18 protein-coding genes and 1 pseudogene are annotated in these 19668 nt (G+C 72.4%); 11 read left to right on the top strand and 8 right to left on the bottom strand.

Translation table 11 applies throughout. From position 1 onward, the window contains the following. Nucleotides 1–67: 67 nt before the first annotated feature. The 8 genes from ACZ7MG_RS05235 to ACZ7MG_RS05200 all read left to right on the top strand — a co-directional run bounded on the left by ACZ7MG_RS05235 (nt 68) and on the right by ACZ7MG_RS05200 (nt 10262). Complete coding sequence (locus ACZ7MG_RS05235; RefSeq protein ID WP_471394211.1) at nt 68–1138, top strand: ABC transporter ATP-binding protein; 1071 nt, start codon at nt 68–70, stop codon at nt 1136–1138. Beyond that, nucleotides 1135–2046, top strand: coding sequence for an ABC transporter permease (locus ACZ7MG_RS05230; protein WP_471394214.1), 912 nt, complete (start codon nt 1135–1137; stop codon nt 2044–2046). Before ACZ7MG_RS05235 ends, ACZ7MG_RS05230 begins: the two co-directional genes overlap by 4 nt. A 104-nt stretch (nt 2047–2150) precedes the next feature. After that, nucleotides 2151–3311 carry an LLM class F420-dependent oxidoreductase gene (locus ACZ7MG_RS05225; RefSeq protein ID WP_471394217.1) on the top strand — a complete coding sequence of 387 codons (1161 nt, stop codon included), beginning with the start codon at nt 2151–2153 and terminating at the stop codon, nt 3309–3311. Next, nucleotides 3298–4008 carry a thioesterase II family protein gene (locus ACZ7MG_RS05220; protein ID WP_471394220.1) on the top strand — a complete coding sequence of 237 codons (711 nt, stop codon included), beginning with the start codon at nt 3298–3300 and terminating at the stop codon, nt 4006–4008. Before ACZ7MG_RS05225 ends, ACZ7MG_RS05220 begins: the two co-directional genes overlap by 14 nt. 30 nt (nt 4009–4038) lie before the next feature. Continuing rightward, nucleotides 4039–4863, top strand: coding sequence for an SDR family oxidoreductase (locus tag ACZ7MG_RS05215; protein ID WP_471394223.1), 825 nt, complete (start codon nt 4039–4041; stop codon nt 4861–4863). A 46-nt stretch (nt 4864–4909) separates the two neighbouring features. Continuing rightward, the gene (locus ACZ7MG_RS05210) at nt 4910–7555 is read left to right on the top strand and encodes a non-ribosomal peptide synthetase (RefSeq protein ID WP_471394226.1); all 2646 of its coding nucleotides are present in this window, start codon (nt 4910–4912) and stop codon (nt 7553–7555) included. 248 nt (nt 7556–7803) lie between these two features. Beyond that, nucleotides 7804–9291 carry an APC family permease gene (locus ACZ7MG_RS05205; RefSeq protein WP_471394228.1) on the top strand — a complete coding sequence of 496 codons (1488 nt, stop codon included), beginning with the start codon at nt 7804–7806 and terminating at the stop codon, nt 9289–9291. 11 nt (nt 9292–9302) lie between these two features. Further along, entirely contained in the window at nt 9303–10262 is a 960-nt protein-coding gene (locus tag ACZ7MG_RS05200; RefSeq protein WP_471394231.1) for a hypothetical protein, read from the top strand. A 12-nt stretch (nt 10263–10274) separates the two neighbouring features. Here the strand turns inward: ACZ7MG_RS05200 and ACZ7MG_RS05195 are convergent, their stop codons facing one another. From ACZ7MG_RS05195 to ACZ7MG_RS05185, 3 genes and pseudogenes are all read right to left on the bottom strand, one after another. After that, a complete protein-coding gene (locus ACZ7MG_RS05195; protein ID WP_471394234.1) occupies nt 10275–11924 on the bottom strand; it encodes a ricin-type beta-trefoil lectin domain protein in 1650 nt (549 codons plus the stop codon). 217 nt (nt 11925–12141) lie between these two features. Continuing rightward, a pseudogene (locus tag ACZ7MG_RS05190) lies at nt 12142–12648 on the bottom strand (SDR family NAD(P)-dependent oxidoreductase); the annotation flags it as partial. Nucleotides 12649–12678: 30 nt separating this feature from the next. Beyond that, nucleotides 12679–13212 (bottom strand): cyclophilin-like fold protein, encoded by a 534-nt coding sequence (locus ACZ7MG_RS05185; RefSeq protein ID WP_471394236.1) that lies wholly within the window; start codon nt 13210–13212, stop codon nt 12679–12681. A gap of 445 nt (nt 13213–13657) precedes the next feature. On the opposite strand from ACZ7MG_RS05185, the gene ACZ7MG_RS05180 reads away from it, so the two are divergent. Continuing rightward, nucleotides 13658–14008, top strand: coding sequence for a hypothetical protein (locus tag ACZ7MG_RS05180; RefSeq protein WP_471394239.1), 351 nt, complete (start codon nt 13658–13660; stop codon nt 14006–14008). A 55-nt stretch (nt 14009–14063) separates the two neighbouring features. Here the strand turns inward: ACZ7MG_RS05180 and ACZ7MG_RS05175 are convergent, their stop codons facing one another. The 3 genes from ACZ7MG_RS05175 to ACZ7MG_RS05165 all read right to left on the bottom strand — a co-directional run bounded on the left by ACZ7MG_RS05175 (nt 14064) and on the right by ACZ7MG_RS05165 (nt 16238). Then, nucleotides 14064–14234 carry a hydrophobic protein gene (locus tag ACZ7MG_RS05175; RefSeq protein ID WP_471394312.1) on the bottom strand — a complete coding sequence of 57 codons (171 nt, stop codon included), beginning with the start codon at nt 14232–14234 and terminating at the stop codon, nt 14064–14066. Nucleotides 14235–14366: 132 nt separating this feature from the next. Beyond that, nucleotides 14367–15092 carry a hypothetical protein gene (locus ACZ7MG_RS05170; protein ID WP_471394241.1) on the bottom strand — a complete coding sequence of 242 codons (726 nt, stop codon included), beginning with the start codon at nt 15090–15092 and terminating at the stop codon, nt 14367–14369. Between the two features lie 114 nt (nt 15093–15206). Beyond that, entirely contained in the window at nt 15207–16238 is a 1032-nt protein-coding gene (locus ACZ7MG_RS05165) for a hypothetical protein (RefSeq protein WP_471394243.1), read from the bottom strand. Nucleotides 16239–16388: 150 nt separating this feature from the next. On the opposite strand from ACZ7MG_RS05165, the gene ACZ7MG_RS05160 reads away from it, so the two are divergent. Further along, nucleotides 16389–17900 (top strand): PE-PGRS family protein, encoded by a 1512-nt coding sequence (locus ACZ7MG_RS05160; RefSeq protein ID WP_471394244.1) that lies wholly within the window; start codon nt 16389–16391, stop codon nt 17898–17900. Nucleotides 17901–17957: 57 nt separating this feature from the next. Then, nucleotides 17958–18488, top strand: coding sequence for a hypothetical protein (locus ACZ7MG_RS05155; protein ID WP_471394247.1), 531 nt, complete (start codon nt 17958–17960; stop codon nt 18486–18488). A gap of 34 nt (nt 18489–18522) precedes the next feature. On the opposite strand, the gene ACZ7MG_RS05150 is transcribed toward ACZ7MG_RS05155, so the two are convergent. Both ACZ7MG_RS05150 and ACZ7MG_RS05145 read right to left on the bottom strand, forming a co-directional pair. Then, entirely contained in the window at nt 18523–19086 is a 564-nt protein-coding gene (locus ACZ7MG_RS05150; protein WP_471394249.1) for a hypothetical protein, read from the bottom strand. Between the two features lie 34 nt (nt 19087–19120). Continuing rightward, nucleotides 19121–19567 (bottom strand): hypothetical protein, encoded by a 447-nt coding sequence (locus tag ACZ7MG_RS05145; protein WP_471394250.1) that lies wholly within the window; start codon nt 19565–19567, stop codon nt 19121–19123. Nucleotides 19568–19668 lie beyond the last annotated feature (101 nt).

The following is a 19668-nucleotide window of genomic DNA, read 5'->3' as shown; positions in this document are numbered from 1 at the left end:
GAACGGACAAGAAACCTTGACGCTTCCATGATCGACGCGCCCCCTGGAGTGGCGTAGAAACGGTTCCGTGCATGCGTCGAGCAGGTCGGCCGTCGTCATCGACGACCTCCACAAGAAATATCGGGCGAACCATGCGTTACGCGGAGTCGAACTGGAGGTGAGAACCGGTGAGGTCATGGGCCTGCTGGGGCCGAACGGAGCCGGTAAGACCACTCTGGTGAAGATTCTTACGACCCTTCTCCGGCCGGATCGCGGACACGCTTTCGTGAATGGCTGGAATGTGTCGGAGGAACCGGAGAAGGTACGTGCGACCTTGGGAATGGCCGGGCAGTATTCGACGGTCGACGGGTTGTTGACCGGCTTCGAGAATCTTTATCTCCTCGCGAAACTGCGCGGGGTGGGCCGCCGTACGGCCCGCCGTGTCGCCGACGATCTGCTGTCCCGGTTCCGGCTCACCGACGTGGCGGGACGTCCGGCCGGGTCCTACTCGGGCGGGATGCGCAGGCGGCTGGATCTGGCCGCCGCCCTGGTCGGTTCCCCGCCACTGGTCGTCCTGGACGAGCCCACGACCGGACTCGACCCGGAGAGCAGGCTGGACACCTGGGACGCGGTCACCGATCTCGTCGCCGGGGGCACCACGATCCTGCTGACGACCCAGTACCTGGAGGAGGCGGACCGGCTCGCCGACCGGATCACCGTCATCGACCGGGGGCAGGTGGTGGCCGAGGGCACCAGCGACGCGCTCAAGGCGGCCGCCGGGAACCGGCTCGTCGTGTGTGTCGCCGAGGACCACCAGCTCGACGCCGCCGCCCGCGCCGCCGCCCGGGCGACCGGCGCGGTCCCCGCGGTGGACCGCCGCGCCCGGCGGGTGGAGGCGGCCGCCGGCGACGGCCGGGCCGCGCTCGCCCGTGCCCTCACCGCGCTGGAGGGCGAGGACGTCGAGGTACTGGAGATCGGCCTCAGCCGCTGCACCCTCGACGACGTGTTCCTCGGCCTGACCGGCCACGCCCGCCACACGGGTCAGGCCGGTGACGCCGGTCAGGCCGGTCAGGCCGGTGACGCCGTCGGATCCGTCGACGCAGGTGACGCCATCAACACGGTCCACGCCGACCACGCCGGCCGGGAGGTCACCCGATGAGCGCCCCCGTACGCGCCCCGGACACCTCCACGCCCCCGTACGACCGGGGCGCGCGCGGCCCGCGACCGAGCGCCGCCCACCCCGTACTCCGGCCGACCGCGGCCCGCCGGAACCCGGTGATCCGGGTGGCCGCGGAGAGCGCGGACCTCGCCCTGCGCGGTCTGCTGCATCTGCGGCGCTCCCCGGGCCTGCTCATCTCCTGCCTCGTCGAGCCGGTCGTGTACGCCCTGCTCATCGGGTACGTCTTCGGCAACAGCCTGGGCGGCCACTCCTACCGCTCGTACATGATGGGCGGTCTGATCGCCCAGACGGTGGCCTTCACCACCACCTTCACCACGGTCGGGCTCTCCAGGGACCTGGAACAGGGGATGGTCGACCGCTTCCGCGCCCTGCCGATCTCCCGGGTGTCCCTGCTGCTGGGCCGGACCACCGCCGATCTCGTCACCTGTCTGGCGAGCGTCGCCGTCACCACCGTCTGCGGACTGCTGATGGGCTGGCGGGCGCACACCGGGCCCGTCGAGATCACCGCCGGGGTACTGCTGGTGCTGCTGTTCTCCTTCGCGATGTCGTGGATCGGCGTCTTCGTCGCCCTCATCGCGCCGAACGCCCAGGTGGCGGGCAGCCTCGGGCTGATCTGGCTGTTCCCGGCGACGTTCATCTCCTCCGGGTTCGTCTCCGGCTCGTCGCTGCCCGGCCCGCTGTCCACCGTGGCCGCCTGGAACCCGATCACCTCCCTCGCCAACGCCCTGCGCCATCTGTTCGGCAACACTCCCCCGGCCGGCTTCCGCGTCCAGCACGACTGGCCCGCCCAGCACCCCGTGCTCTACACGGCGGGCTGCTCGGTACTGCTCGCCGCCGTCTTCATCACCCTGTCGACCTGGCGCTACCGCACCCGTACGAGCCGCTGACAGCTACCCCGCGACCGTGACCGTGACCGCCGGTCGACTCCGCCGCCACTCGGCGCGGCGGCCCCCGGCAGCGCGCCCCGTCCGTGTCCCCCACAGGAGCCCCCATGCCCGTCCCCACCCTGCGTCTCGGCCTCAATCTCGGCTACTGGGTCGGCGGCAACGACGCGTCCAACCTCTCGCTCGCCTCCCTCGCCGAAGACCTCGGCTACTCGGCCGTGTGGGTCTCGGAGGCCTACGGCTCCGACGCCGTCACCGTCCTGTCCTGGATCGCCGCCCGCACCACCCGGATCGACGTCGGCAGCGCGGTCCTGCAGATCCCCGCCCGGTCGCCCGCGATGACGGCGATGACCGCCGCCACGCTCGACACCCTCTCCGGCGGACGGTTCAGGCTCGGCCTCGGAGTCTCCGGCCCCCAGGTCTCGGAGGGCTGGCACGGCGTCAGGTTCGCCTCCCCGCTGGGCCGTACCCGCGAATACGTCGACCTCGTGCGCCGCGCGCTGCGCCGGGAGCCGCTGGCGTACGAAGGCAGCCACTTCACACTCCCCCTGCCGAACGGCCCCGGCAAGGCGCTGGCCCTGACCATCCGGCCGCCCCGCGAGCGCATACCCGTCTACCTCGCCGCCCTGGGCCCGAAGAACCTCGAACTGGCCGGGGAGATCGCCGACGGCTGGCTCCCGGTGTTCTTCTCCCCCGCCCACGCCGCCCAGCAGCTGCACCCCCTCAGGGCCGGCCTCGCCAAGTCCGGGCGCACCCTCGACGGCTTCGACATCGCCCCCGGGGTCCCCCTGGTCACCGGCCCCGACTGGCGGACCTGCGCCCGCCGGGTGCGCGGATACGCGGCGCTGTACCTCGGCGGCATGGGCGGCCGGGAGGACAACCACTACACCCAGCTGGCCGAGCGCATGGGCTTCGGCACCGAGGCCCGGGCCGTCCAGGAACGGTTCCTCGCCGGTGACTACCCCGGCGCCATGGCCGCCGTACCGCTCGACTTCCTCGACGCCACCTCACTGCTCGGGCCCCGGGAGCGGATCGCCGAGCGGATGACCGCGTTCGCCGAGGCCGGCGCCACCACGCTCAACCTGATGCCGGTGGGCCCCGGTCTACCCGGCCCGGACCGCGCCGCCGACGCGCTGCGCGTCGCCGTCGAGGCGGCGGAACTCGCCGGGGTTCTCGCGCCCGGCCCGCGCCCCGGAACTCCTCGCCCACAAGGCGCCCATGAAGCACCCCACTCACAAGGAGAGCCCCGCACCCATGACCACGCATGACACGACCAAGCTGATCTGCCTGCCGTACGCCGGGGCGGGCGCCTCGTTCTACCGGCCCTGGACCGCCCTGGCCGGGGACGCGCTGGAGATCGTGCCGCTGCAACTGCCGGGCCGCGAGCGGCTGATCGACGAGGAGCCGTACCGGGACGCGCACCAGGCCGTCGACGGACTAATCGCCCAGCTGCGGGAGCGGCTCGGTGAACGGGGCGGCAGGGTGGCTCTGTTCGGGCACAGCCTCGGCGCGGTGCTCGCCTACGAGCTGGCGCACCGCCTGGCCCCGGAGCCGGGCGTCGAGCTGGTGCACCTGTTCGTCAGCGGGTCGCCGGAACCGGCCCGGGGACGTGAGCGGCGGGCCACCGGCCTGTCCGACGAGGACTTCCTCGCGCGGGTCGGTGAGTTCGCCGGGTATCACCATCCCGCGCTGGACGACCCGGAGATGCGCGAGATGATCCTGCCCGCGCTGCGCGCGGACGTGGAGATGCACGAGCGGTACACGCCGTCCACCGACGCCCCGCTGGACGTGCCCCTCACGGTCGTGCGGGGCGAGGACGACGACCTCGTCGGCTACGACGACGCCGAGTCCTGGAGCAAGGTCGCCGGCCGCGACTTCGAGTACGTCGAGATCCCCGGCGGCCACATGTATCTCACCGACGCCGCGCCCGCGTTGGTGCGGCTGATCGTCTCGACCGTGTTGTAGACCCCCCACCCGACCATCAAGGAGTTCCCGATGCGTCTGCACGGCAAGTCCGTCCTCGTCACCGGCGCCGCCCGCGGACTGGGCAGGGCCACCGCGCTCGCCTGTGCCGCCGAGGGCGCCGACCTCACCCTGCTGGACCTCTGCGCCGACCTGCCGGGGGTGCCCTATCCGCTGGGCACACCGGGGCAGTTGGAGCACACCGCCGCGCTGTGCCGGGAAGCGGGCGCGGCCGTCCTGACCACCGTGGCCGACATCCGTGACCTGCGTGCCGTGCGGGAGGCGGTGACCCTGGCCGAGGACCGGTTCGGCCGGATCGACGTCGCCGTCAACAATGCGGGCATCGCCGCGCCCTCGGGCAAGCCGGTGCACGAGATCGGTGAGGAGGAGTGGTCCCTGATGATCGACGTGGACCTCTCCGGGGCCTGGCGGGTGATCCGCGAGGTCGGCAAGGCGATGAGCGCCCGGCGGTCCGGCAGCATCGTCAACGTCGCCTCCACCGCCGGGCTCGTCGGCTACCGGCACTTCGCCGGGTACGTGGCCGCCAAGCACGCCGTGGTCGGCCTGACCAAGGCCGCCGCCCTCGACTACGCGCCCACGAAGGTGCGGGTGAACGCGGTCTGCCCCGGCTCGGTACGCGACGACGCGCGGGCCGAGGGCCGGATGCTCACCGAGATCGCCAGGGCGCTCGACGTCCCGGTGGACGAGCACGAGAAGACCTTCGTCGAGGCCCAGCCGATGAACGCGCTGATCGAACCCGAGGACGTCGCGCACGCGGTGGTCTTCCTCGCCTCGGACGAGTCCCGGCAGATCACCGGCTCGGTCCTGACCGTGGACGGCGGGTTCAGCGCCCGCTGAGCCCCCGTACGCCGCCCACCCCCCTGAACGACAAGGAGTACCCCCCGTGTCAGGCTCCCTCCACCCCGCCGCCGCCCGTTGCCACGCGGTGCGCGTCCGCTCGGACCTCTCGGACCGCTCGTCGGACCTCGCGGCACAGCCGGGGCTGTGGATCGAGGACGTCCCCGTGCCGGCGGCCGACCCGCTCGCCGAGCGCCGCCGCCGCGCCGAACTCGCCCGCCCGGCCGACGCGCCCCGCAAGGTCCTGCTGCGCTACGCCGACGGCCACCGCGACCTGATCGTCGTGGCCCCGCGCGACCGGTGGGACCGTACGGCCCTGGCGCGGCTGGCGGCCGGTGAACCCGTCGACCCGGCCGCGGCCCCGGCGGACTCCGGCGCCCCCACGGCCGCCTCCACGCCCGCACCCCCGCCCGCGTGGGGGCTGGGTGAGGACGGCCCCACCGTGCCCCACCTCTTCTCCCTCACCGAAGCCGAAGGGGGTGACGAGGCGACGTGGCTCGCCGCCCTCGCCGTCACCCTGCGCCGCTACGACGCGGAGAGCAGGCCCGTCGTCGGCACGGACCACGGCTTCCTCACCGTCGAGAACGCGCCGACCCTCGGTGAGCTGAAGCCCTCCCCCGCGGACGGTCCGGCGTTCGTGGGTCTGCTCTTCGACGAGGCGGAGGTGCCCGGCGCGTATGTGCCCTGCCTGGCACCGCCGTTCCCCCTCACCCTGTCGGTCTTCCGGGACGCCGACGGCTGGCGGCTGCGCTGCGACCATGTCGGCGCGTACGTGTCCACGGAGATGGCCGTGCAGTTCACCCGGCATCTCGTACGCGTGCACCAGCAGATTTTGAGCGCGCCCCGGACCGGTGCCGACGATGTCGATCCGTTGGACGACGCCGAACGCGCCCGGGTCGCGGCACTCGGCCGGCCGGCCCACCCCCTGGTGAGCACCCCGACCGGCGTGCCCGAGGCGTTCGCGCGGATCGTGGACGCGACACCGAACCGTGTCGCCGTGACCGACGGCGCGGTCGGTCTGACGTATCGCGAACTGGACGACCGTGCCACGCTCCTGGCCCACGGTCTGCGTGCCCACGGTGTCACCGCCGGGGACCGGGTGGGCGTCTGCCTGGAGCGCACCGCCGAACTCGTCATCGCGCTGCTGGCCGTCCTCAAGGCCGGTGCGGCGTACGTGCCCGTCGACCCCGCGTATCCGGCGGACCGTATCGCCCACACCGTGCGGGACGCGGGGGCGCGGGTGGTGATCTCCCGGCTGTCCGCGTTCCCGGACGTGCCGGGCTGCGCGGCGGTCACACCGGACCAACTCCTCGACGCGGCACCGGAGAACGGCGACGCGACCGCGCTCCCCACCGTCGGCCCCGACGCCGCCGCCTATGTCATCTACACCTCCGGCTCCACCGGCCGTCCCAAGGGCGTCGAGGTGCCGCACCGCAATGCCGTCGCCCTGATCGACGCGACACGTGACGTGTACGGGTTCGGGGCCGAGGACGTGTGGACCTGGTTCCACTCCAGCGCCTTCGACTTCTCCGTGTGGGAGATCTGGGGCTGTCTGCTGACCGGCGGACGGCTGGTCGTCGTCCCGTACTTCCTCTCCCGTGAGCCCGACCGCTTCCGCGACCTGCTGGTGTCCGAGCGGGTCACCGTGCTCAGCCAGACACCGTCGGCGTTCGCCCAGCTGCTGGACGTGGACCACACCCGAGTCGCGGTCCGGCTGGTCGTGTTCGGCGGTGAGCCGCTCGACGCGCGGATGCTGCTGCCCTGGTTCGACCGGCATCCCGAGTCGGTCTGCCGGGTGGTGAACATGTTCGGCATCACCGAGACGACGGTCCACGTCACCCACCAGACCCTGACCCGGCACCTGGCGCTCACCGCCACCCGCTCCGTCGGGCCCGCGCTGCCGGGCTGGCACCTCTATGTGACCGACGAGGCGGGACGGCTGCTGCCGCCCGGCGTGGCCGGTGAGATCTGTGTCGGCGGCGCGGGCGTCGCTCTCGGCTACCTCGGCCAGGAGGAACTGACCGCCCACCGCTTCGTGGCGGACCCGTTCACCGGCGGCACGATGTACCGCAGCGGTGACCTGGGCCGACTGCGCCCCGACGGGTGCCTGGAACACCTGGGGCGGATCGACAGCCAGGTCAAGATCCGCGGCTTCCGCATCGAACTCGACGAGATCCGCGCGGTCCTGCTGGAGGACCCCGACGTGCGGTCGGCGGCCGTCGCCGTCCACCACGACGACCCGGCCGACGCCGCCACCGCCCGCATCGACGCGTACGTGGTCCTCAGCGGCGGCACCCCGTCCACGGTTCGCACCCGGGCGGCGGGCATCCTGCCCGCCTACATGCTCCCCGCCACGGTGACGCCCCTGGAGTCGCTCCCCCTGACGCACAACGGAAAACTCGACACGACCCGGCTCCCCGCACCGGCACCGGCATCCGTGGAGACCCCGGCGGAGAACGCCACGGCGGACGACGATCTCACCGGCCGCCTCCGGGAGATCTGGAGCGAGATCCTGGGCAGGCCCGTCGGTCTGGACGACGACTTCTTCGAACTCGGCGGGAACTCCCTCTTCGCCGTCCGCATCGGCGCGGCGCTGCGCGCCCACGGCCTGCCGCCGCTGCGGCTACGGGAGCTGTACCGCCACCCGACCATCCGCGAGACCGCCGAGAACCTGGCCGCCTCGACCACGTGACGTGAAATCTTCGTCAACTCGGCACATTACCCACCAGTCAATCTTGAACCCTCAAACAACGTGGATATCATCACTCGCACACACGGTGTGATCATCCGGTCGCCGCTCGCTGGCGCCCGAAGCACTCCGCGTCCCCCACCCCAGGCCCGCCCTCCCCCCTCCGGGCCCGAGGCTGCGTCATTCCCGACCTCCCCACGCCGGCGGCCCATGGCGTCCGTCCGTCGTGTCCTCATGAAGGCAGCGCATCGATGAGCAACAGCAGGGGCAGAGGGCTGCAGGCGAATGCCCTCGGCACGTTCGACACGGTGGTCATGGCGGTGGCGGGCAGCGCGCCCGCCTACTCGATCGCGGCGACCACCGCCGTCCTCGTCGGTGCGGTGGGCCTCGCCAGCCCCGCGGCCCTGCTGTACTGCGCGATACCGATGCTGGGCATCGCCCTGGCCTTCAGCTATCTCAGCCGGATCGACGTCAACGCGGGCGCCACCTACTCCTGGGTGGGCCGCACGCTCCACCCCTTCCTCGGGTTCATCAGCGGCTGGGCCCTGGTGATCTCCGCGACCATCTTCATGGTGGCGGGCTCCCTGCCCGCCGGTGCGATGACGCTGTCCCTCTTCGACGCCGACCTGGCCGACAACACCGCGCTGGCCACGGCGGTCGGCGCCTTCTGGTTCCTGGTCATGCTGCTCGTCGTCCTCGGCGGCGCCCGTCTCACCGTCCGCGCGCAGCTGATCATGTCGGGCGTGGAGCTGGTGATCCTGGCCCTGTTCGCGTTCCTGGCGCTGACGCACAGCGGCAGCGCCCGGTCCTTCGAGTGGTCCTGGCTGGGCTTCAGCCACTTCGACGGGATGAGCGGCTTCGCGTCGGGCGCGCTGATCGCCGCGTTCTACTACTGGGGCTGGGACGTCACCAGCAACCTCAGCGAGGAGACCCGCGACAGCCGCCGCACCACCGGCCTGGCCGGTCTGATCGGCGTCGGCATCGTCTTCCTGCTGTTCGAGGTCTTCACCATCGCGGTCAACGTCATCCTGACCGACTCCCAGATCGAGCGGAACGACGCCAACGTCCTCGCAGTCCTGGGCGAGGTGATCTGGCCCGGCCTGGGCGGCAAGCTGCTGATCGTCGCCGTGATGCTGTCCACCATCGCCACCCTGGAGACCACCCTCATCCAGGTCACCCGCTCCCTGTTCGCCATGGGCCGCGACCGCACGATGCCCGAGGCACTCGGCCGTGTCCACCGCACCTGGAACACCCCTTACGTGGCCATCGCCGTGGTGGGCGGGGTGGCGCTGGTGATGTTCGTGGCCTCCAACGCCCTCGGCTCGGTCGGCGAGATCCTCGCGGACGCCATCTCCGCGATCGGCCTGCAGATCGCCGTCTACTACGGTCTGGCCGGGCTCGCGGTGGTCGTCGCCTACCGCAGGATGCTGCTGAAGTCCGTGTCGAACTTCGTCTTCGGCGGGCTGTGGCCCCTGTTCGGCGCGCTGTTCATGTTCTGGGTGCTCGTCGAGTCCCTGGGCGAGCTGAGCAGCGCGTCCATCACGATCGGACTCGGCGGCCTCGGGGTCGGTGTGATCCCGATGCTCTGGTACTGGCGCAAGGGCAGCGAGTACTACCGGCCGGCCCGGCTCGACGCCGCCGAGGCCGTCGGGACGGACGCCGCGGCGGGCGACGCCGCGGCCGCCGCCGCGGCGGCCGAACGGTCCCACGCCCACGAGGGTCTCCCGACCGACTTCTGAGAGGGACCCCGATGGCGCGCGAACGCTTCGCACCCGACTTCGACCCCGACTGCGGGGACGGGCCCCTGACCTCGGCCCGCCAGGACATCGTGATCGGCCGCTGGCAGGGCCCCCGCGCGCTGCTGCGCGCGACCGGCCCGGACTGGGTCGCCCGCGGCCACCGGGTGCGGCTGCTCGCGCAGGCGTGCGCGGGCAGTTCGACCGTGGAGTCCTGGCTCGCCGCCGAACCCCGCAGCCCGGACGCCCTGGTGCTGCGGGCCGCCACCGAGACCGCGCGGGCCTTCAACCTGGCCATCGCCGCCGGCCGGGGCGTGCCCATCGACCCGCGCCGCGTCGACGGCGCCGCGGTGGCCTGCTTCGAGGCCGCCGAGGCCTGCCCCGACGACCCGACGCCGTGGATCTCCCTGATCTCGGTGGCCCGGCTCTACGGCGACGGGGTGCGCCGCCAGGAACTGGCCCGCTGGTGGGACGAGTTGTACGACCGCGACCCGTTCAGCGTGGAGGGCCACCTCCAGGTGCTCCACTACTACTCGTCGCGCTGGCACGGCTCGCACGGCCTCATGTACGACTTCGCCCGGGACGCGGCCGGTGTCGCCCCGGCCGGGTCCCCGCTGCCGGTGCTGGTGCAGTACGCCCGGGTCGAGGAGTACCGCACCCTCCAGGAGGAGGGCGGGGCGCGGCCGGCCGGGGTCGGAGTCGGCCAGCACTGGAGCCACGACGGCGCCGCCGCCGACGTACGGCGCACCTGGCAGCGCTGGATCACCGGACGCGCGGACGGCGCACCCCCGCCCGGGGAGGTACGCGACCTCAACTACCTGGCGCACGCGGCCTGTTCGGCCGGGCTCCGGGACATCGCCGGTTCGCTGTTCAACATCATCGGACAGCGGGCGACCCGCGCTCCCTGGTCGTACACCGGAGACCCGACACGCCAGTTCACGAAGTGGCGCAAGGAGTACCTGCCCCGCGCCTGAGGCGCAGCGGCCTCAGCCTTCGGCCGAGGCCGCCCGGACCGCTTCCGACGACGAGGGGGCGGAGACTCCGTCCTCGTCGACGCTCCAGCGCTGGGACCTGCGGATCCTGTCCTGCGGGACGGGCTCCAGGAGGATGACCGCCCCCTCGGCCAGACGAATGGGCGTCATGGCCACCCCCGGCTGGGTCACGAGCGTGAGGAGACCGTCGGCCGCCAGGTCGTACCGCGTGTCGCCGCCCCCGTCGTCGACGGACTCCTCACCGTCCGCGCCCTCCGGGTCGGCGCACGGCCGCAGGGCGACGGTGCCCTGCGGCTCGGCGTTCAGGCACAGGTCGGGGGCCGCCTGGTTGCGCAGTCGTCCCCCGTCCTCCAGCCACCACAGCTGGGTCGGGGACGCCCCGCACTCCGCCGTCACCGCGGGCACGCCCTCCACCTCCGACTCCGTGGAGGCGCGCAGGTCGAGGCAGAGCCCCGTCCGCGCGTTGCGCAGCCGGGTGGCCGGGGGCTCACCCGTGCCGGGGGCCGACGCCCCGTCGGGCTGAGACGGGTCGGGCTGAGACGGGTCGGGCGACGGGGGTACGGCGGGCTGTCCGGGGCCGGCGGCGGAGGGGCTCCCGGTGGCTCCGGGCACCGAAGCGCCTGCCGCCTCACGGTCGTTCTCGGTTCCGCTGAGGGCCATGGGCGACGCCGCGACCACCCCGCACAGCACCACCCCCGAGGCGACCAGCAGCGGCCACCGGCGCCGCCAAGGCGCGGCAGCGGACGGGGCGAGCGGCCGGGTCTCCTCGTCCTCGGGTGCCGGGACGGGCTCCGAGCGCGCCCGGGCCGACGCGAGCACCTGGCGGGCGGGCCGGGTCGCGAGGTAGTCCGCGGCACGGAAGCCCAGGACGGCGTCCACGAGCAGCGTGGGGAGGCGGTCCGGGGACTGGTCCAACTGGTCCACCGCCGCCCGGCAGTAGGCGCAGACATCGAGGTGGTCGCTCACCTCCGCCATCATCTCGGCGGTTCCCCGGCGGGCGTGGACGTCGATGAGCCGGTTGAGACGACGGCAGCACTCGTCGGGTGCGCGATCGAGGTGAACGCGTACGCATTCGTCGCGCAGCAGGGCGCGGGCGCGCTCGGGGTTCAGGAGGGCGGGGTCGGCGTCGAGCAGGGGTGCCACCGCTTCGAGGTCCTCGCCCTCGACCTCGATGTGCCACAGGAGCAACTGCACACGGTCGGGCAGGTTGCGCAAGGCGCGCAGGACCAGACCTGCGGCTCCACTGCCGGGGCCCGTGGCCGGTGCCGGTGCTGGTGCCGGGGCCGGTGCCGCCGGGCGTACGTCGCCGGGTGTGCCGTCGCGCAGGTCCGGGTGGAGGGACGGGCGTCTGTCGTCCGCGCGCCATGCGCGGGCGGCGTCGAGGACGGCCGCGAGCAGCCGTGGGCGCCACGGGAAGTCGACGCCGACATGCGGTGCCAGGTCGCGGTGGGTGTTCCGGAACGCCTGCCCGGCCAGCCGCTCCGCGGCGCCCCGGCGCGGCACCGTGCACAGCGCCGCGTAGTCCAGGACGGCTCTTCCGTGCACCGCCAGCAACTCCTCGGCCGAAGGCACCGCGTCGGCGCCTTCGTCGCCCCGCTCCATCGGCTCGGAGTCCGCGAAGACGAAATCCGCTCCGGTCGTCATACGCTCTCCTTCGCGAACGGAGCCCGCACCATGGGCACACCCTCCATGACCCGGTCCCCTCCCTGTGCCGAACCGTCGAACGATCGCACCGTCGAACCAGGAGTACGTCCCGAGCGGTTACACGGTTCATCCCAGGGCGCTGTCGTCGGCCCTCCATGTGGATCGCGCGTGAGGGTGGCTCCCCCGCGGCTATCGGGCGACGTAGCCGCCTTCCACGCAGGCCGATCACGCCGCGCTTGGAGGCGTGGTAGGAGGCGCGGCCGGGGAGGCCGACCAGGCCGCCGAGGGAGGAGCAGTTGACGATGGCGCCGCTGCCCCGGGCGCGCATGTGCCGTAGTTCGTGCTTCATGCAGGCCCATGTTCCGCGGAGGTTGACGGCGTTGACGTGGTCGAAGCGGGCGGCGGGTTCGTCGGCGGCGTCGCTGCGCGGGATCTGGATTCCGGCGTTGTTGTAGGCCATGTCGAGGCGGCCGAAGGTCTCGACGGTGCGGTCGACCGCGGCGGCGACCTGGTCCTCGTCGCTGACGTCACAGGTGAGGGCGAGTGCCCGGTGCCCGGCGTCGCTGAGTTCCTCGACGGCCGTGTGCAGGGCCGCCCGGTCGATGTCGGTGAGGGCGACGGCGGCGCCGGCCTCGGCGAAGGCGCGGGTGGTCGCCAGGCCCATTCCGGAGCCGGCTCCGGTGACGAAGGCGACCTGGCCGGTGAAGTCGTAGGCGGGGTTCACGTGTTGTCTCCCAGTGAGGGAGTGCCCGGGTCAGGGGGCGGCTTCGATGGTGACCGTGCCGGCGGTGGCGAGGAGTTCGGTGTCGGCGTGCACTCGGCCGAGGATGATCAGGCCGGCGTCGCTGGAGCCGCTGCCCCGGTGGAAGAAGGCCAGGTTGCCCCAGGGCGCGTAGTACGCCAGGTCGCCGGGCTCGGCCGCGGCGGCGTCCGGGGCGCCGGAGGTCGACAGCCGACGGGGCAGGTCGGCGATCCTCTCCGTGCCGTGGAAGTCGCTCAGCTCCAGGGTCAGCGGCAGCAGGGTGGCGAAGTCGCGGGCCGTGACGCTGTCGTCGAGGGTGGCGTCGACGCGCTGGCCGTCGAGGGTGAGGCGGAGGTTCATGGCGGTGTTCTCGTCATCCGGGGGTGGGGCCGGTGCGGTGGCGGTCGGCGTCGCCGTGACCTGTGCCGCGGAGGCGGAGGGTCGGGCGGCGGGAGAAGGCGGTGCCTCGTCGGTACAGGCGGTCGCCGCCAGCAGTAAGGCGGTCGGCACGGCGCGGGCGAGGCTGGAACGGGTGGTCGGGGTCACGGCATCGTCCGGGGAGTCAGTCGGGCAGGGAGTCGGTCGGGCAGGGGTTCGGCGTGGTAGCGGTAGCCGTCGCGCGATGCATGGGGCCGCTCCTCACTTCCGGGCGGCGGTCCGCTCGATCGCGCGCACGATCTTGACGTAGCAGCCGGCGGGAAGTCTCGCACCACCGACCCCACCCTTGGCAGGGAGGGTTTCATCCCCCCTTGCCGCACCTTTTGCCAGTGGCCCGGACCCTGCCGGCCGAGCGGGCCACCGGGGGCGGGTGGTGCTCACCTTCTGACTCCACGGCGGTTCCCGGGCGGTGTCTTTCCGGCCCATACGCGCACGACGCGTTCAGAAGCGGGCACTTGGGGGATCCGGACGGCCAGGGCGTGCCGAGACGGGGGCCGGACGAGGTGCCGGGCGGGCCATGGTGCGAGGAGTCCTCAAGGGAGGAGAGGGTGTCATGTATCTGGCACGGGGAGGAAGCGCGGACGGTGAGGGCTGGCTCTGGGCATTGGGCGCACTGGCGCTGTACGCCCTGATCAGTTACGGGTTGGCGTACCGCGCACGCGCCCGGCGCGGCTCCGACCGGCCCGCACGCGAGGCCCTGCACGATCTCCAGGACCGCGAGGCCCCTCGGCCGCCGCGGCAGTACGTCGTCAGCCGCGTGATCATGCTGTGCGGAGGGGCGGCCACCGGCCTGGTCGCCTTCGCGACCAGCGGCGTCGTGCGGATCCTGGCGGTCGGGCTCACCCTGGTGGCGGGAGTGGCGGTGTGGGCCTACTACGACCATCGCACCGAGGCACGCGCGTAGGGCCCGGCCGTCGTGACGGCCGGGCCCTACGAGGGTGGATGTGCTGCGGATCACGTCACCATCGATACCAGCGGCCGCGGCCACCACCCGTGGTGGTGGACCGCATCACGAAGCCCAGCAGCCAGAGCACCAGCACGGCGATGGCCAGCCACCAAAGCACCTTGACGGCGAAACCCGCACCGAAAAGGACGACCGCGAGAAGCAGAACCAGTAGCAGGGGAACCATAGTCATCGACCTCCTGCCGCTCCGTGTGCCCTGCCGATGCTCCCTCATTCCCCAGATGTGCCTTGTTTGTGAAGGCACGGTCGGGGAACCGGGGGCACCTTGGTCGCCAACTCGGGGACGGCGGCGGTGGCTTCAGGGCGCGGTGGGCCGGGGGTCGATCCACAGCGACTCGGACGCGGCACACAGTTCACCGTCGGCCGTGGTGAGAGCGACGCCCATCGTGTGTTTGCGGCCGGACTCCGCAAGCAGCCACGCGTACACGACGTACCGCTCGTCCAGGGTGACCGGGCGCAGGATCGTGCCCGTGAGGGCCGCGGTGACCGCGCCGGGTCGCTGGGTGCCGAGGAAGCGGCCGGCCCAGTGTCCGGGGCAGTCCAGGGCGCCCCAGACCAGTCGGGGCGGAAGGAGGCCGTCCGGATCGGCGAAGGCGGGGGACGGGGTCCAGGCGCAGGCCACGACGCCGAGGTCCGGCACGGGTGCGCAGTGCACCCGCAGACCGCGCTCGGCGGTGCGCAGGCCACAGCCGAAGCAGTCGACCACCCCCGGCGGCGGCGCCGCCCGGTACCTCTCCGCCGCCGCTGCCGCCTCGTCCCAGGAGGGCGCGGCCGGCACGTCGAGCGGCAGCTCTCCGGGGCGGGCGGCGGCGAGGGGCTGTTCGGGCTCGCCCACCTCCACGCTCCCGACCGCCGTTTCGGCGATCCGCACGGGCACGCCGACGGGCACCGGCCCACGGAAGTCCACCCGCACCGTCTCCGCCCCGGACCTCTCCGCCAGCACGCCCGCGACGTAACCACCGAAGGCCACCCCGGGGTAGCCGACGTACAGCTCCGGCACCACGATCACGTCACTCGTCGTCATGATCCCCACTTCACCACACCCGACGACCACGCCCCGAGGACCACGCTCCGTCGACCTGCTGTTCCGGCGGATGTGCGGCACCGGCGGTACGTACGCCCCGGCGGCACACGCGGCTCACAGCGTGCAGTACACCCGGGCGACCACCGGGGCGTGTTCGTGGGACGCCGGGCAGTGGTAGATCTGTATCTCCTCGTCGCCGAGGTCGATCGTGGTCGCGCTCCCGACGGGTGGGTAGCCTCGCCATTCGGCGACGTCGGCATCGGCGTCCTCGACCGGGCGCCAACCGCCCATGTCGTTCCCGTTCCATTCGCCGAGGCCGATCGTGAAGAGGGGCTCGGTCTCCGCGCCGCACGCGCAGCGCGGCGGACGGACCTCCCCGTCCTCGCCCAGGCGATCGCCCGGGTCCAGGTCCGTGGGGACGACGCCCCAGCCGCCGAGCTTCCAGCCCGGAGCCGTCGCGAACTGGGAGTAGTAGTGACCGGTGTCTTCCTGCCATGCGTGCACGCGCTCGCGCACGGCGGCGGGGAGCTGGTTGGCCGCCGGCAGCTCGGTCACCCGCTCCGGGTGCAGGACACAGGGGGCGGGCCAGTAGTCCTCCAGCTCGATCACCGTCGGCTCCGGCGGTGGCGAGAGGAGTTCCGTGACCTGGTCGGCGCTGCGCCAGCGCACATGGACGGCCGGGATGTCGTCCTCGTGGTCCATGAACGGGCACCACAGGATCTGCAACAGGTCGGCGCCCTCGGGGACGGGCAGACCGGGGGCGTCCCGGGCGTAGACCTGCGCCACGGGCAGCAGCGGCACCGGGTCCGTGAGAGGGCTGTCGACCTTCTTCGGTGTGTTCCGGTCGAAGATCGCCTGTTCCTCGGGAGTGTGCCGCTCCTCCTCCGGTCGGGACCACCAGGCGACCGTGACGTGATGGGCCGCACGCACCGCCTCCAGTTCCGACACCTCGTACACCTCGTGCGCGCGCGTACAGGTCGGCCATGGTTCGTCCTTCGGCCACAGCAGCGGACCCCCCACCGAACTGTCCGCGACCGTGGGCGCACCCGTCCGCGGATGCAGCCGGGTGACGCCCCTCGACATCGTGGCCAACTCCGGGAACACCGCGGCCAGATCCAACGTCCGTGGCGGCGTCGTACGCGTCATGGTCTCTCCTGTCATCCCTGTGACCCCGGTCATCCCGGTCATCCCGATCGTCCCGACATGTGCTGCGCGTCTCGCAGGACCTGCGCGAGTCATCGAAGCACTCGGCACTGACAATCCGCCCCGCCGACCGGTGACAGCTACCGTGTTCGCATGTCGACGCGAGGTACAGGGGATGCCGGGAACGACTGGGCGGAGTTGTTCGTGGGCATCGAGGCCCTGGCCACGCAGGCGTCGATACGGCGGGCCTGGCTGCGCGGCCTGAGCGATGTCGCACCGCCGGACACGCTGGTGCGGCTGCTGGGCGTGGTGCCCGACCTGGTGGTCCGCAGGTCACTCCCGGCCGAGGTCGTCGACGCCGCGATCGCGCGCCCCGAGCGAAAAATCCGCCTGCAACTCGCGGAGTTCCAGAGGGAGATGAACATCGATCAATGGGTTCGTCTGATCGCCGGTGAACCCGGTGAAGGCTTTCGCCGTTGCCTCCGGGCGGTGGCCGCCTGGCACTGCCCGAAGGTGCCGGAGGCCGAGTTCGAACGCTGGGTCCGCGACCCGGATCCGCGGATCCGCGTGCGAGCCCTGTGGTTCCGGGGCCTTCCCGAGCGGCTGAGTACGGCCCTGACCGCCGATCCCGACCCGGAGGTGCGCGCGGAGGCCTGCGCCTACGCCTGGGCGCGGCTGGATGCGGACCGGCGGTCCGCGCTGGTCGACGATCCCGCGCCTCAGGTCAGGGAAGTCGCCCGCAGACAGGCCGCCTTCGACCGGCCGATGTCACGGTCGGACTTCGACGCCCTGACCTCCACGGAACAGCGGCGCGCGGCGGGTTGCCAGGTGCTCGACCGCGACCTCGCCGAACACCTGGTCCACCACCCGGAGTACGGACTGCGGATGTCCGTCGTCCGCAACGAGCGCCTGGACGCGGATCTGCTCGCCTTGCCGGCGCGGGACGAGGACTTCCAGGTGCGCGCGGCGACAGCCGTCCACCCCAGGGCGACCGAGGCGCTGCGTGCCGAGATCGGCGCCGGACTTCCCCCGGGCACCGGCTACTGGCGTGTGGCGTGGGTCGAGGAACTCCATGGCGACCCCGAGTCGATGCGCCGGCTGGCCGCCTCCGCGAGCGTGGCGATCCGGCGCGGTGTCGCGCGGGCCCGCCGTCTGTCCCCCGACGTCGTGGACCGCCTCTCCCACGACCCCGATCCCCAAGTACGGTCCCTCCTCGCCGAGTTCTGCGAGGACGCCCCGGCCGAACTCCTGCTGGAGGTGGCGATCCGGCAGAGGAACCGTCCCGTCACCGTGCTCGCCCGTCCGAACTTCCCCCGCCACCTCCTCCTGGGCTTCGCCGACGATCCCGACCCCCTGCGGCGCCGACTGGCCCTGGACGCCCCGGACTCCACCGGCGAACTCGCCGAGCGTCTCGCCGACGATCCCGACGAGCCGGTGAGGGCACGCGCGGCGGCCGACCCCCGGCTCTCGCCCGGCACGGTGCTGCGCCTGCTCCACTCCACCCCCCGCACCCGCCGAGCGGCCATCGGAAACCCTCGCCTCCCCGTGCCGGCCCTCGTCCGTCTGCTCCGCGACCCGGAGACCGCCGAGGCCGCGGCCGGCAACCCGGCGCTCCCCACCACGGTCGTCCACCGCCTGATCGACCTGGCGTGTCCCCCGGAATGACCGGGACCGCCCCAGGGGAAACCCGTCAAGGGCGCGCACCGGCCGCATGATGGACGCATGAGTGATCACGAGGAACTGCCGCCGTCCGTGGACACGGACGCCCTGCTCGCCCTGGCCCGGGGGCACCACGAGCGCGTCGCACGGGCCACGGGCACCCGGGAGGCCGGCGGGCATCTGGTGAAGACGTACGCCCTGGAGGCCCCGGGCCGCGCCGTGACGGAGCAGGACGTCGCCGCCGCCCTGCGGATCGCCGCGGCGCATCTGGAACTCGGCCGCCACCGGGGGTCGTTGGGACTCGCTGTCCTGGTCGTGCACGCCGGCGGCGACGGCGACTACGTCCTGGTCCACAGCTGGATCGAAGGGTACATGTCGGACCTGGCGGTCTTCACCGGCCCGGCCGGCCGCCCCGACCAACTCCGCCCGGGGCGCAGCGGCCTCGCCCCCTGCGTCTGGGAGGCCGCGATCCTGACCCATGAGCGCGACGCCTTCTCCCGCCTGCTCCTCGACAGCGACGGCGACGGCGACGACCCGGTCGCGGAGCGCGTCGCCCGCTGGGCCTCGGACACCCTGACGGGAGGCGTCAGCTGAACGACGCGCTCAGCCAGGACGAGGCCCCGCGGGGTCAGGGCTTCTTCTCGACGTCCTTCACCGAGGTCGGCCCCATCTGCTTGGCGCTGGCGTACTCCGGCATCGTCATGGGCTTGTCGAACAGGAAGAACGACTGGTTCGTGCCGACCGTGAACTCCATGTAGGCGTCCGTCGTGGCGTCGAAGCCGTAATAGGCGTTGCAGGTGGACCCCGTCGTGTACGTGCCGTCCATGCCGGGCTGGGCGAGGACCGCGACGCCGCCGTCGGAGTGCTCCACCCTCTCGGTCGGGGTGAGCATCTTGCAGCGCGGCACCGGCAGGCCCTTCATGATGAAGTACCCGTACTCGCCGTTGGCGTTCTGGATGTAGACGTACGAGAGCTTGCCGCGCTTCCCCCACGTCTTGACCCACTGGTTGATCGCCTCGCGGGTCGGTGAGTACTCCATGCGGCCCGCCGGCTGCTGGGCGACGAGGCGGTCGTAGTTCTCCTGCTTGGCCTGGTTCTCCTTGTCCTGGCTGGAGTCGGTGCAGGACGTCAGGGCGAGGCCCACGACGAGCGCGACGACGGCGGCCAGGGCGATGCGTACGACGTTCTTCATGAGGTGCTGCCCTCTTTCCGGGGTGCGCCGGTGGTCAGTTGGTGCACGTCGTGCGTTCGGCGTCGGCGTCCAGCGAGTACGGCAGGTCCTTGTCGCGGAAGGGCGCGCGGTGTTCCTGCGCGGCCTTCGAGTTGTACTCGTTGACCGACTCGACGCGTGTGGCCCTGAGCGCGGTGATCGACTGGTCGATCTGTGTCGTGCGCGTCTCCGAAGCGGTCTTCCGCTCCTCCTCCAGCGCCTCGATCGTCCCTTCGGCGTTCTGCACGGCCTCGCACAGTTCGAAGAACTGCTCATAGGTGGACTGCCGGAACACGCCCGAGCCGACGGTGTTCTCGCGTTCCGCCGTCTCGCCGCGGAACGGTGCGGTGATCCACGCGGCGCCGCCGAAGGCGAACGCCCCGATCACGTAGAGCACCGCCAGGCCGAGGACCCCCGCGACGGCCCAGGCCGCTATGCGCGCCCCCTCGCGTACCTGCCCCATGGTGATCCCCCTTCACCGGGTGGTTGCTCAGCGTGGAACCACCTTCGCGAAGGAGGACACAGCCCCCGCTGAAACGGTTCCGCTGAGACCAGTGTCAGGAC

Source organism: Streptomyces sp. NPDC107538 (assembly GCF_055657445.1).
Note: the sequence above shows the minus strand (reverse complement) of the source record. Positions and strands in the feature narration are given on the sequence as shown.

What these genes read in the sequence shown, in the direction of transcription:
- ACZ7MG_RS05230 (WP_471394214.1), top strand. Translation starts at nt 1,135, where the DNA reads ATGAGCGCCCCCGTACGCGCCCCGGACACCTCCACGCCCCCGTACGAC.
- ACZ7MG_RS05225 (WP_471394217.1), top strand. Translation starts at nt 2,151, where the DNA reads ATGCCCGTCCCCACCCTGCGTCTCGGCCTCAATCTCGGCTACTGGGTC.
- ACZ7MG_RS05220 (WP_471394220.1), top strand. Translation starts at nt 3,298, where the DNA reads ATGACCACGCATGACACGACCAAGCTGATCTGCCTGCCGTACGCCGGG.
- ACZ7MG_RS05215 (WP_471394223.1), top strand. Translation starts at nt 4,039, where the DNA reads ATGCGTCTGCACGGCAAGTCCGTCCTCGTCACCGGCGCCGCCCGCGGA.
- ACZ7MG_RS05205 (WP_471394228.1), top strand. Translation starts at nt 7,804, where the DNA reads ATGAGCAACAGCAGGGGCAGAGGGCTGCAGGCGAATGCCCTCGGCACG.
- ACZ7MG_RS05200 (WP_471394231.1), top strand. Translation starts at nt 9,303, where the DNA reads ATGGCGCGCGAACGCTTCGCACCCGACTTCGACCCCGACTGCGGGGAC.
- ACZ7MG_RS05195 (WP_471394234.1), bottom strand. Translation starts at nt 11,924, where the DNA reads ATGACGACCGGAGCGGATTTCGTCTTCGCGGACTCCGAGCCGATGGAG.
- ACZ7MG_RS05180 (WP_471394239.1), top strand. Translation starts at nt 13,658, where the DNA reads ATGTATCTGGCACGGGGAGGAAGCGCGGACGGTGAGGGCTGGCTCTGG.
- ACZ7MG_RS05175 (WP_471394312.1), bottom strand. Translation starts at nt 14,234, where the DNA reads ATGGTTCCCCTGCTACTGGTTCTGCTTCTCGCGGTCGTCCTTTTCGGT.
- ACZ7MG_RS05170 (WP_471394241.1), bottom strand. Translation starts at nt 15,092, where the DNA reads ATGACGACGAGTGACGTGATCGTGGTGCCGGAGCTGTACGTCGGCTAC.
- ACZ7MG_RS05165 (WP_471394243.1), bottom strand. Translation starts at nt 16,238, where the DNA reads ATGACGCGTACGACGCCGCCACGGACGTTGGATCTGGCCGCGGTGTTC.
- ACZ7MG_RS05160 (WP_471394244.1), top strand. Translation starts at nt 16,389, where the DNA reads ATGTCGACGCGAGGTACAGGGGATGCCGGGAACGACTGGGCGGAGTTG.
- ACZ7MG_RS05155 (WP_471394247.1), top strand. Translation starts at nt 17,958, where the DNA reads ATGAGTGATCACGAGGAACTGCCGCCGTCCGTGGACACGGACGCCCTG.
- ACZ7MG_RS05150 (WP_471394249.1), bottom strand. Translation starts at nt 19,086, where the DNA reads ATGAAGAACGTCGTACGCATCGCCCTGGCCGCCGTCGTCGCGCTCGTC.
- ACZ7MG_RS05145 (WP_471394250.1), bottom strand. Translation starts at nt 19,567, where the DNA reads ATGGGGCAGGTACGCGAGGGGGCGCGCATAGCGGCCTGGGCCGTCGCG.